This window comes from Campylobacter sp. BCW_4338, assembly GCF_001763255.1.
GTDB lineage: Bacteria > Campylobacterota > Campylobacteria > Campylobacterales > Campylobacteraceae > Campylobacter_D > Campylobacter_D jejuni.
Window position 1 is genome coordinate 1 of the sequence record NZ_MJYJ01000025.1, and the last position, 13135, is coordinate 13135.

Genomic DNA, 13135 nt, shown 5'->3' on the forward strand with positions numbered 1-13135 from the left:
TTTAAGATTAAAATTTATACTTAAGTCCTACTTGACCACTTAAGTAAGTTTCATTTTTATTATCTACTTTACCTGCTAGTATTTGTTTAGCACCAAAGCCAAGATTCATACTGAGTTGATTTGTAAAATCTACATTACCCCCTACGATAATTTGTCCGTATGTTTTTTTCTTGTTGTTAGCTTCTACACTAGTAAAGAAAGCATTATTTATAGCTAAATTAGCTGTGTAATCATCACCATTATTGATAACAAATTGTTCTATTTTTGGAGTTACAAAAATATAAGAGTTTTCATTCATATATTTTCTAAATTCAGCACCCACTTCAACACTTACAGAATTGTTTTTCATAGAATCAATATCTTTAGCAATAGCACCATTTTCTGTATGAGATGGAGTATAACTAAAATAATAATTTATCCCTGCAAAAGGTTTAATAAATAAAGTATTATCACTAAAGTCAAACACACGACCTACATTAGCACTAAATCCTAAGAATTTGCTTGTATAATCTGAGTTATATGCACCATCTGTTTGAATATTGTCTTGTTTAGTTGGAGAAACTTGAGCATAAGCTTTAAGATTAAGTTCCCATTGTGGAGCTATATTGATAGTAGAATACATACCTAATTGGAAGTTATCGCTTTTTTGTTCTAAATTATTGTCTTTGATTTTAGCATTTGCATAAGTAAAATAAGCACCCCATAAAATATTATCATTAGCTTGTTTATCTACCCCTACGGTAGCACCATACATTGCACCACTATCTCCATCGATAATGTTAGCATCACCAAAAGCATTAGCCCAAATACTATTGGTATATTCATTTACATAGCTTGGTCTCATATCACTATCTAAAGCAGCAAATTTAAGGCCATTCATTTTAGAAGCATAAGTTCCAAAAGGATTGTTTAGCATTGCTACACGAGAACCTATAGAAACATCATTAGAAATATTCATAGTGGTATTTACTGCACTAGAAGCTGAATTGAGATTAGATACAGATTTACCTGTATTGTCTGTGTCTTTTTTGATTTGTAGGGCTAGTTTTACACCGCTAAAACTTTTTAAATCTAGTCCTAAACCTTGTCTACAAGTTTGTCTGCGATTTCTCTAAGATTAAGTACAGCATTATATTCAGCACTTCCTTCTTTAAGGTTGTATAATTTTACTACTTCTTTGTCTAAGTTTGGATTGTTTTCGCCTTTTTGTATTATTTCATTTAATTTATTTTTTTGGTCTTCAAGCTGTTTTTTTTATTTGTTCATTATCATTAAATTGTTTTATTAGTTTTTCTAGCATTTTTAAGTCAATTTTTAATTGAGTTAGAGTATTTTTTAAATGCTCAGTTGCTGTTCCATTTGCTACCAAGCATTTGTTAGATCCGCAATTTACTTCTTTTAAATTGTAATCTACTAATTCCATATCCAGCAAATTTTTATCAAGTGTTATACTTTGAAAGGTGTCTTGATTTTTATCTATATCGATATAATCACTTGCAAATTTGCCATATGAAGCTTCAGCTGTATTTGATGTGCTTATATCCTTATTAAATCCTTGTGCTTGGATTAAAAGTGTGTTTTTAGCAAGCAAATCTCTAAAAGATGTACCATTTACGCTAAATTTAGAATTAGTGATATTCGCATTATTAGCAACTTTTATAGAATAATTTTGCACTGCATAAGGATTGCCAAATTCAAAAAAGGTTTTGTCTGCATTTAAATTTCCATTTACGACAAGGTTATTTCCATATACAGATACTCTTGAGCCTTTTTGTGTATCATCTTCTACTAAATTAGTTCCGCTAAGGCTTAAATCTCCATTGAACACCGAGCCGCTTTGATTGACATATAAATTCATATCTTTAAGTATGGTTTCTTTAGCATTTACATAAAGATTTGCAATGTAAGAACTTTCCATACCAACATTTTCGATATTTAAAGTATTTTTATCACCCAAATCAAAGACATACTTAAATTCATCAGTATCGATATCTTTATCATCTGGATTTAAAAAGCTTTCATCATCAAATCTAGGAATGTTTGATTTTATGGTTAAATCATTGCCTTTTAAACTATCTCCATTTATTAAAACTACATCTTGCCCTTTAACTTCAAAATAATCTTGCAGATTTTTTCCGCTAATCCCATCTAGTTCTATTTCAGTTGGTGTTGTCTGAGCTTCAACTAAGGTATTTTTAGAATTTAAATCTACTGCCATTACATTGCTACAAAGTGCAGCACCTAAGCCAAAACCCACTAAAACTTTACTCGCCGAAAACGAAAGCTTCATAAATTCTCCTTATACAAAAAATAAAAAACCATTATACCCCCCCCCATAAAAAAGAGCTTAAGAAGTAATTTTATAAAGAGAAAATTTTATTTTTGTTTTTAAATTTCAAATTGTTAGTATATTTTCACTTGAAGAGTTTAAAGAGTAAATTTATGTTTTTTTGATATAAAATGCTTTAAAATTCTTAAAAATTATAAATTAAATCCCTATTTTTTTATCAGTATTACTTTTAATTATGTTTTTTTGATATAATTAAATTTTTAAAATAACGCGAAAAGAGAAAGCTTATGGAACCCTTATTTACAACCCAAATTTTAAAATATAAAGGTGATGAATCTTTTACATGCGATGATACTTTAGTACGTGAAATTAAGCTTGAAATTTTTATTAATGATGAAAAAGTAGGTGCTTTAATGGCAACTCCTGTAGATGAACAGGCACTAGCAATAGGGTATTTAATGAGCGAAAATATCATTGCAAAAGTAAGCGATATTGAGAACATAGAAACAAAAGATGATGGTATGAGTGTGCATATCAAAGCAAAGATTGATAAAGAAAATTTAGCAAAGCTTAATGCTGAAGGCGTAGTTATAAGTGGTTGTGGTAGAGCACATACTGCAAATATCGATTTAGAAGCCATTGAAGCGAGTAAAATTAGTTCTGATGTAAAATTTAGCAAAGATGAAATTTTAAAACAAATGAGTACTTTTTATACTCAATGCGAGCTTTACGAGAAAACAGGCTGTGTGCATACGGCTAAGCTTTTTGTAGATGAGAAAACTTTTTTTATAGGTGAAGATATAGCTCAACATAATACCATAGATAAAGCTTTAGGAAAAGCACGTTTAGCTGGGGTTGATTTAAGTCAATGTTTTTTAATGGTTAGTGGAAGGCTAAGTTCTGAAATGGTAGCTAAAGCAGTTATGCATAAAATTTCAGTGCTTGTTTCACGCACGGCTCCTACTTGTTTAGGGGTTATGATAGCAAGAAAATTTGATTTAACGCTTTGTGGTTTTGCTAGAGAAAATAAGATCAATATTTATAGTGGAGAATTTAGAATTCATGGATAAAAATCAAGAAAAAGAAATCATCTCATACATGAGAGAATTGTTAAATAGTAATGAAAAATTAGATTGTGGTACGGCTTTTAAAATTGCAAAGAAATTTAATATAAATATAGAAAAAATCGGACAATTAGCCGATGAAAATCACATGAGAATTGATAATTGCGAGTTGGGGCAATTTGGACATTTAGATTTTGAAAAAGCAAAGATTGAAGTGCTTAAAAAAATAGAACCTAGTTTAGATGAAAAGCGTAGAATTTTTTGTAAAGATGCAAGAGATATTGCTAAAGAAGGTTGTGGACTTAAAAGTATGCGTTCAGCTTTAAAAGCTTATAAGGTTGATGTAAAGTATTGTCAACTTGGTTGTTTTAAAGAAAAAAAAGGTAAGCAATTTATAGTAAGAACAAAAACTTGGATTGAAAATGCGGATGGAGATTTGCTTTTTGGACGAGGAAAAACAGAACTTTTAGAGCTTATCGGACAAACAGGTAGTTTATTGCATGCTTCTAAACTTATGGGGATTAATTATAAAAAAGCTTGGATGCATTTACAAACCTTACAAAAAAATTCTCAAGAAATTTTAGTTAGCACACGACAAGGACGCTCTAAAGAATCAGGAACAAAACTTACTCCTAGAGCTTTGGAATTAATGGAAAATTACTCTATTTTGCAAAAAGACATAGAAGAATATGCTAATAAACGCTTTAAAGAATTGTTTTTAAAAGGAAAAAAATAAGTCTTTCACAAAAAATACTAATACATAATATTTTTATAATTAATTAATGGTATTTTTTTAAAAAATATGTTAAAATATAAAATCCAAAATTTTATTTTTTAGGAGTTATTAAGATGTTTAAATCTTTAAATATAGGTTTAAAACTTATTTTTTCTGTAGCAACTGTTGTTGTTATTGGGCTTATTATTTTAATCTCATTAATCACAAAACAAGTAAGTCAAAATATTACTGAAAATACAGAAGATATTTTAGCTTCTATTACAAAAGAATATGCTACCCAAACTCAAGGAATTTTTGGGGAAATGATTGCTTTAAATAAAAGTATTTCAGGTACCTTAACAGAAATGTTTAGATCAACTTCAAAAGAAAATTTAGATATAGACAGTATAACAAATATTATAACCAATACTTTTGATAATAGCGCTTATTCTAATTTTACTTATTTGTATCTTATCGATCCGCCAGAATATTTTAAAGAGGAAAGTAAATTTTTCAATACTCAAAGTGGAAAATTTGTTATGCTTTATGTTGATGAAGAAAAGGATAATAAAGGCGGGATAAAAGCAATACAAGCTAGTGATGAAATAGCTAATTTACAAGTTGTGCAAGATATATTAAAAAAAGCAAAATATGGGGAAAATAAAGTATATATAGGACGTCCTATTAGGATGAATTTAGAAGGTCAAGATTTTGATGCTGTAAATATTGCTATGCCTATATTTGACCGAAAGAATCAAGTTGTAGGTGTTATCGGTATGACTTTGGATTTTTCAGCTATTGCTACTTATCTTTTAGATCCCAAGAGTCAAAAATATGATGGAGAGTTAAGAGTTCTTTTAAATTCAGATGGATTTGTTGCGATTCATCCTAATAAAAATTTGGTTTTAAAAAATTTAAAAGATGTCAATCCTAACAAAGGTGCACAAGAGACTTATAAGGCTATGAGCGAAGGAAAAAATGGAGTTTTTGACTATATAGCTTCTGATGGTGATGATTCTTATGCCGCGATTAATAGTTTTAAAGTGCAAGATAGCTCTTGGACAGTTTTGGTAACTGCACCTAAATATTCGGTTTTTGAACCTTTGAAAAAATTACAATTAATTATTATTAGCGCATCTTTTATTTTTATTTTTGTTGTTTTGGGAGTGGTTTATTATTGCGTAAGAAAAATTGTTGCAACAAGATTACCAATTATTCTTAATTCTTTAGAATCTTTTTTCCGTTTCTTAAATCATGAAAAAATTGAACTCAAATTAATTAAAATTCGAGCTAATGATGAATTAGGGGCAATGGGTAGAATCATAAATGAAAATATTGAAAAGATTCAAATATCTTTAGAACAAGATCAAAATGCTGTAGATGAATCAGTGCAAACTGCTAGAGAAATCGAAAAAGGTAATTTAACTGCAAGAATTACTAAAAATCCTATAAACCCTCAATTAGTAGAACTTAAAAATGTTCTTAATAGAATGCTTGATGTTTTGCAAAGTAAAATTGGTTCTAATATGAATGAAATTAATAGAGTTTTTGATAGTTATAAAGCGCTTGATTTTAGCACAGAGGTGCTTGATGCTAAAGGCGAAGTTGAGATTACAACTAATATTTTAGGTAAAGAAATTAAAAAGATGCTTCTAGCTTCTTCAAATTTTGCTAAAGATTTAGCCAATCAGTCAGAAGAGTTAAAAAATTCTATGCAAAAACTTGCTGATGGCTCTAATGCACAAGCGAGTTCTTTAGAACAATCGGCTGCAGCTGTAGAGGAGATTAATTCTTCTATGCAAAATGTAAGTGGAAAAACAGTTGAGGTTGCTTCGCAAGCTGATGATATAAAAAATATTGTCAATGTGATTAAAGATATCGCTGAGCAAACGAATCTTCTTGCTTTAAATGCAGCTATTGAAGCTGCACGTGCTGGAGAACATGGGCGTGGTTTTGCAGTTGTTGCAGATGAGGTAAGACAGCTTGCGGAAAGAACAGGAAAATCCTTATCTGAAATCGAGGCAAATATTAATATACTTGTTCAAAGCGTAAATGAAGTAGCAGAATCTGTAAAAGAACAAACAGCAGGAATCACACAGATTAACGATGCTATAGCACAACTTGAAACTGTAACTAAGGAAAATGTCGAAGTTGCAAATGTTACCAATAATATAACAAATGAAGTCAATCAAATTGCTGCGGCAATTCTTGAAGATGTGAATAAAAAAAGATTTTAAAAAAAGCTCATTTTTGAGCTTTTGAATTTTTTCTATATTATTTAAAATTTTTAAACACAAAACAAGTAATAAAATAATATTATTTTTCAAAGCTAATATTAAGGAAAAATAATGAAAATTGATTGTCGCAATCTTTCTTGTCCTCAGCCTATAGTTGAAACAAAAAACGCTCTTGAAAAACTTCAAGAAAATGAAATTTTAGAAATTGTTTTAAATTCTATTATTTCAAAAAATAATGTTGTAAAATTTCTTAACTCTTTAAATTTAAATCCTATTATAGATGAAAATGCACAAGAGTTTTGCATCAAAGTACAAAAAAAGAATTTTAATTCTAGTGAAATAAATATTCACGATTATAATGTTTTATTTTTAAAAACCGACAAAGTGGGTGAGGGTGAATTGGGACAAAATTTACTTGTAGGATTTTTAAGTACCTTAAAAAATTTAGATCATGCTCCAAGTAAAATTCTTTGTGTAAATGAAAGTGTTTTAATCAATGTTGATGAAAATCATAAAGCACATTTAGCTATGAAAGAACTTGAAAATTTAGGTATTGAGATCATAAGTTGTGGAGCTTGTCTGGAATTTTTTAATAAAAGCAAAGAACTTAAAATAGGAAATATAGGCAATGCTTATGAAATTTTAAATGAGCTTTTTGGTAAAGCAAAAATTATTACTTTGTAAAGGAAAAATACTGCAATATAAAAATCAAAATTTAACCCATTTTGTTAAAGCAGCAGGCTGAGCAGCGAAATTAAGCCCGGGTGGTCTTAAAACAATTTTAAATTTCATGCAAAAAACCCCTGCCTTACTTAGCGATATCGGAAATAATGAAGATGCAAGCGTATATCAAATCAGCCGCGATTTAGCTTTGGTGCAAACGCTTGATTTTATCACTCCTATAGTAGATAGTGCCTATCATTTTGGTGCTATTGCCGCAGCAAATGCTTTAAGCGATGTTTTTGCTATGGGTGCAGAGGTAATTAATGCCTTAAATATAGTAGGTTTTGATACTTGTAATCATGATTTAAATATCTTAAAAGAGCTTTTAGAAGGTGCAAATGATAAGGTTCAAGAATGCAATGCTTTAGTTGTGGGTGGCCATACTATAGAAAGCACTGAGCTTTTTTTTGGACTTAGTGTTACAGGAAAAGTACATCCTAGTAAATTTATTGCTAATAATACTTCTAAAGTTGGAGATTGTATCATTTTAACCAAGCCTTTAGGAACAGGAATTTTAAGTACAGCTTTAAAGGCACAAATGTTAAATCAAAAACATTTAGATATAATGCTTAAAAGTATGATGGAGTTAAATTATAAAGCCAGTCAAATTGCTCTTAAATTTCATCCAAGTGCCATGAGTGATGTCACAGGTTTTGGACTTTTAGGACATTTAAAAGAAATGCTAAATAAAAATATTTCTTTTGAAATTTTTGAAAGTGAACTTCCTTTTTTAGATGGAGTAAAAGAGTATTTTAATATGGGTTTAATCCCTGCTGGAGCTTATAAAAATTTAGAATTTATAAAAGAATTTATCCCTGATTTAAATGAAGAAAAATTATTACTTTGTGATCCGCAAACTTCAGGAGGACTTTTAATTTCTATAAGTGAAAAAGAATCCTTAGAATGTTTAAAAAAACTAGAAGATGAAAATATTCAAGCTAAAATTATTGCTAAGGTTGCAAATAAGCAAGAAAATGATATTATCATTTCTTAATTTTTGTTACTTATATACCCATTAAAATTTTTTTTATCATTTTTTATACATTTTCTATGATTTAAAATATTATTTTTTATCTTATTTATATATTATTTATTAAAATTTATTTTATCTTAGGAGATACGAAATGATACAAAAAGCTTTAGCCTTAGCTGAAGAATTGCAAGGACAAATAGAAGCTAATATTTCAAATTCTGAAAAAGAATTTCACTCAAAAATGCAAAAACTTCTTAATAATCCCAAAAATAAAGTTATGCTTATAGAACTTTTAGATCGTTCTTTTAGATGTAAAGATAAAAATGCAAGTTTTGAGCTTATAGAATATACTTTGAGTAAATATGGCATAGCGGATTTTTTTAGCACTTTTGAAAAATTCCTACTTTTTAGCTTTTTAAATTTTGGAAAATTTGCTCCTAATTTAAGTGTGCCTTTTTTTGTCAAACATTTAAGAGAAGATACTAAAGCTATGGTTCTAGATGCAAATCCTAGTGTTTTAGAACCACATATTAAGAAAAGAAAAGAGCAAGATAAAATTACCTTAAATGTGAATTTAATCGGTGAAGAGGTTTTAGGTGAAGCTGAGAGTAAATATCGCATACAAAAATATGAAGAAGCTTTAAAATCAAGTTATATCACTTATATTTCCATAAAAATTACTACTATTTTTTCACAAATTAATATTATAGATTTTGATTATTCCAAAGAAGAGGTAGTAAAAAGACTAGATTATCTTTATGCTTTAGCCTTGGAAGAAGAGAAAAAACAAGGTGTATCTAAATTTATCAATCTGGATATGGAAGAATTTAGAGATTTAGAACTCACCGTTGTAGCTTTTATGGAAAGTGTGGCTAAATTTGATATTAAAGCGGGGATTGTTTTGCAAGCTTATATTCCTGATTCTTATGAGTATCTTAAAAAACTTTTTGCTTTTTCAAAAGAGAGGGTTTTAAAAAGTATGAATCCTATTAAGATCCGTTTTGTTAAGGGTGCTAATATGGAAAGTGAAGAAACTATTGCATCTCAAAAAGGCTGGGAGCTTCCTACTTTTTACAAAAAAATAGATACTGATAGCAATTATAATAAAATGCTTGATTTTATTCTTGAAGGAGATAATTATAAATACATCAACATAGGAATTGCAAGTCATAATATCTTTGAGATTGCTTATGCTTATACACGCATAAGTGAAGCGGGTGCTTTAGATTCTTTTACTTTTGAAATGCTTGAAGGTATGAGTTTGCAATGTTCTTATGAATTATCTAAAATGCATGATTTAATCCTTTATGCCCCAGTTTGTGATGAAGCACATTTTAACAATGCCATTGCTTATCTTGTAAGACGCCTTGATGAAAATACAAGTGAAGATAATTTTATGCGTTATTTTTTCAATCTTAAAGTAGGAGATAAAAACTGGAATATCCAAAAAGAACTTTTTTTAAAATCTTTAGAAGGCATAAAAACTCTTGATAACACTACGCATCGCAAGCAAGATAGAAATAAAGAATTAAATATCACAAGTTCTTATGAAAGTAAAAAATTTAGCAACGAAAGTGATACGGATTTTATTTTAGCGCAAAATAGAGCATGGGCTAAAGAAATTAAAGCTAAATATGAAAATTTAAAAGATTATGATGTTTATCCTGTCATAGGTGAGCTTGATTTTAAAGCAGAAAATTTAAATGTTTTAGAAGTTAAAGATAAGATTGAAGATAGAGTGATAGGAAAGGCTTATTTAGCCGGAGAAAAAGAAATCAAACAAGCTTTAGAAGTAGCTAAAAATTCCAAATTTATACAAAAAAGTCATGATGAAATTTATCAAATTTTAGCCAAAAGTGCAAAACTTATGAGAGAAAGAAGAGGGGATTTGATAGGTTTGGCGGCTTTAGAAGTGGGCAAAACCTTTTTAGAGATCGATCCAGAAGTGAGTGAGGCTATTGATTTTATAGAATTTTATCCGCACTCTTTAGAAGAGCTTAAAAAACAAAATCCAAAAGTTACATTCACACCTAAAGGCATAGGGGTTACCATAGCTCCTTGGAATTTTCCTATAGGGATTTCAGTAGGTACTATAGCTGCACCACTAGCTGCAGGTAATGTGGTGATTTATAAACCTTCTTCACTTTCAACCCTAACAGGTTATATGCTTTGTAAGTGTTTTTGGGATGCAGGTATTCCAAAAGACGCTTTGATTTTCTTACCTTCAAAAGGAAGCGATATTTCTAAATATTTACTTGTTGATGAAGCGATTAAATTTTCAATTCTTACAGGAGGAGAGGATACTGCTTATGCTATGTTAAAAGCTAATCCAACCTTGCTTTTAAGTGCTGAAACGGGAGGAAAGAATGCGACTATAGTTTCTAAATTTGCTGATCGTGATAGTGCGATTAAAAATATCATTCATTCTGCGTTTAGCAATAGCGGTCAAAAATGTTCAGCTACTTCTTTGCTAGTCTTAGAAGAAGAGGTTTATCATGATGAAGAATTTAAAAAGACTTTAGTGGATGCTGCAAGTTCTATGGCAGTGGGCAGTCCTTTTGAATTTAAAAATAAATTAGGTGCTTTAGCTGATAAGCCAAGTTCTAAAGTTCAAAAGGCTTTGGATGAATTACAACCTTATGAAGAATGGGCATTAAAACCTAAGTTTTTAGAGGATAATCCTTATTTAATGACTCCAGGCATAAAATACGGCACTAAAAAGGGTGATTTTACCCATATGAATGAACTTTTTGTGCCGATTTTAAGTGTAATGAAAGCTAAAGACTTAAAAGAAGCTATTGATATAGTAAATTCCACAGGTTATGGTTTAACTGCAGGTTTTGAAAGCTTAGATGAAAGAGAATGGGAGTATTTTCACACTCATATAGAAGCAGGAAATATTTATATCAATAAACCAACCACAGGGGCTATAGTTCTGCGTCAACCTTTTGGTGGGATTAAAAAATCTGCCATAGGTTTGGGTAGAAAAGTGGGAATTTATAATTATATCACTCAATTTTTAGAGATTAAGCAAGAAGATTTTGATGATCATTTAATTGAAGATAAATTTTCAAAAAAATTAGCACAAATAGATTTAAAAGAAGCACAAGATTTTATGAATGATTTAATTAAAATGTCTCAATCTTATGCTTATCATTATAAAAATGAGTTTAGTGTTTCAAAAGATTATGTCAATATACGTGGAGAAGATAATCTTTTTTCTTATACTAAAATAAAGAATATGGTTTTAAGACTTTGTGGAAATGAAAGCTTAAAAGATGTTTTAGGGGTGGTTTTAGGTGCAAATATTGCAAATATTGATCTAGGTATCAGTTATGATGAACAAGATATTAGTATGATAGAACGAATTGTTCAAAGCATAGGAGCAAAAGTATTATTTTTAAAAGAAAATAAAGAAAATTTTATCAAGAGTATTAAAGAATATGAAAGAGTGCGTTATTTGGCAAAGCCAGATGTAAATGATGAGATTTATAAAGAGGCTGCAAAGCTTGCTAAAATCATCATAAGAGAAAAGCCATTGTTAAATGGTCGTTTTGAACTTTTAAATTATTTTAATGAAAAAGCTTTAAGTATATCTTTTCATCGCTATGGAAATTTAGGCATTAGAGCAATATCTTAATGATTAAGGAGAGTTTGATGGAAGTAGTTCAAATTAATACCCCAATAGCAGTGATGTTTGTAGTTTATGCCTTATTGATGCTTTATATAGGTTTTTATTTTTATAAGCAAAATAAAAATTCAGAGGATTATTTTTTAGGTGGGCGTACTATGGGGCCTGTGATATCTGCACTTAGCGCAGGGGCTTCTGATATGAGTGGTTGGCTTTTAATGGGATTACCAGGAGCTTTATATGTAAGTGGTTTTATAGATTCTTATATTGCGATCGGGCTTACCATAGGGGCTAGTTTAAATTGGATTTTTGTAGCAAAAAGACTTAGAATTTATACCAGTGTTATTGCCAATTCTTTGACTATTCCTGATTATTTTGAAACTCGTTTTGATGATGACAAACATATACTTCGCATAGTATGTGCGGTGGTAATTTTGATATTTTTTACCTTTTATGTTTCATCGGGGCTTGTAAGTGGAGCCAAACTTTTTGAAAGTACTTTTGGTATCAGATATGATTATGCTTTAACTACTGGAACGATTATTATTGTTGCTTATACTTTTTTAGGTGGATATAAGGCGGTTTGTTGGACGGATATGATACAAGGGCTTTTAATGATGATGGCTTTAATTATTGTGCCTTTGGTTATGCTTTATCATTTAGGTGGCTTTGGCGAAGCGATGAATATAGTTAAAGAAATTAAACCACAAGCTTTATCTATGGGCGAAGGAGTAGGAGTTGTAAGCATTATATCTGCACTTGCTTGGGGTTTGGGCTATTTTGGTCAACCACATATTTTAGTGCGTTTTATGTCGATTCGTTCTACTAAAGATATTCCTATGGCCACTTTTATAGGTATTGCTTGGATGGTGGTTTGTCTTTTAAGTGCTTGTATGATAGGTGTTTTGGGTATAGCTTATGTGTATAAATTTGAATTAAGCCTGCAAGATCCTGAAAAGATTTTCATCGTGATGTCGCAGCTTTTATTTAATCCTTGGATAGCAGGCATTTTACTCAGTGCTATTTTAGCGGCTATTATGAGTACGGCAAGTTCACAATTGCTGGTTTCAAGTTCTACTATAGCGGAAGATTTTTATAAAAAGATTTTTAGAGAAGATGCGCCAAGTCATGTTGTATTAAATTTAGGTAAATTAGGTGTTTTACTGGTAGCTGTAATAGCGTTTTTGATTTCTACTGATAAAAATTCAAGTGTTTTGAGTATAGTTTCTTATGCATGGGCTGGATTTGGAGCTTCTTTTGGTTCTGTAATGCTTTTTTCTTTATTTTGGAGTAGGATGACAAGAGTAGGAGCGATTTTAGGTATGATAACAGGAGCTGCTACTGTGGTACTTTGGAAGAATTTTGCAAATTCGGGTCTTTATGAAATAGTTCCAGGGTTTTTAGCAGCTTCTGTGGTAATTATTATTGCAAGTTTGTTTACAAATGTAAGATCTGGAACTAAAGCAGCTTATGAAAAGATGTTAAAAGAGCTTTGAGAACAA

At 30.0% G+C, this 13135-nt stretch carries 8 protein-coding genes and 1 pseudogene; 7 read left to right on the forward strand and 2 right to left on the reverse strand.

Going from position 1 to position 13135, the window contains the following annotated elements:
* Positions 1-7: 7 nt before the first annotated feature.
* Positions 8-1122, reverse strand: a pseudogene (locus AJN69_RS10590) (autotransporter outer membrane beta-barrel domain-containing protein); the annotation flags it as partial.
* 118 nt (positions 1123-1240) lie between these two features.
* Entirely contained in the window at positions 1241-2290 is a 1050-nt protein-coding gene (locus AJN69_RS10595; protein WP_002881764.1) for a hypothetical protein, read from the reverse strand.
* A gap of 287 nt (positions 2291-2577) precedes the next feature.
* Here AJN69_RS10595 and fdhD point away from each other — a divergent pair, with 287 nt between their 5' ends.
* From fdhD to putP, 7 genes are all read left to right on the forward strand, one after another.
* The gene (gene fdhD, locus AJN69_RS02405; RefSeq protein WP_070210370.1) at positions 2578-3360 is read left to right on the forward strand and encodes a formate dehydrogenase accessory sulfurtransferase FdhD; all 783 of its coding nucleotides are present in this window, start codon (positions 2578-2580) and stop codon (positions 3358-3360) included.
* A complete protein-coding gene (locus tag AJN69_RS02410) occupies positions 3353-4090 on the forward strand; it encodes a winged helix-turn-helix domain-containing protein (protein WP_002862159.1) in 738 nt (245 codons plus the stop codon). The genes fdhD and AJN69_RS02410 overlap by 8 nt, the downstream gene beginning before the upstream one ends.
* Positions 4091-4203: 113 nt before the next feature.
* Positions 4204-6306 carry an aspartate chemotaxis receptor CcaA gene (gene ccaA, locus AJN69_RS02415; RefSeq protein ID WP_002870866.1) on the forward strand — a complete coding sequence of 701 codons (2103 nt, stop codon included), beginning with the start codon at positions 4204-4206 and terminating at the stop codon, positions 6304-6306.
* 111 nt (positions 6307-6417) lie between these two features.
* Entirely contained in the window at positions 6418-6990 is a 573-nt protein-coding gene (yedF, locus tag AJN69_RS02420; RefSeq protein WP_002870867.1) for a sulfurtransferase-like selenium metabolism protein YedF, read from the forward strand.
* A 10-nt stretch (positions 6991-7000) separates the two neighbouring features.
* Entirely contained in the window at positions 7001-8023 is a 1023-nt protein-coding gene (gene selD, locus AJN69_RS02425; RefSeq protein ID WP_079860378.1) for a selenide, water dikinase SelD, read from the forward strand.
* A 130-nt stretch (positions 8024-8153) separates the two neighbouring features.
* On the forward strand, positions 8154-11642 hold the full coding sequence (locus AJN69_RS02430) for a proline dehydrogenase family protein (RefSeq protein ID WP_070287689.1): 3489 nt from the start codon (positions 8154-8156) through the stop codon (positions 11640-11642).
* A gap of 17 nt (positions 11643-11659) precedes the next feature.
* Positions 11660-13129: a sodium/proline symporter PutP gene (gene putP, locus AJN69_RS02435; RefSeq protein WP_002880463.1), complete on the forward strand. Its 1470-nt coding sequence runs from the start codon at positions 11660-11662 to the stop codon at positions 13127-13129.
* The last annotated feature ends 6 nt before the right edge of the window (positions 13130-13135 follow it).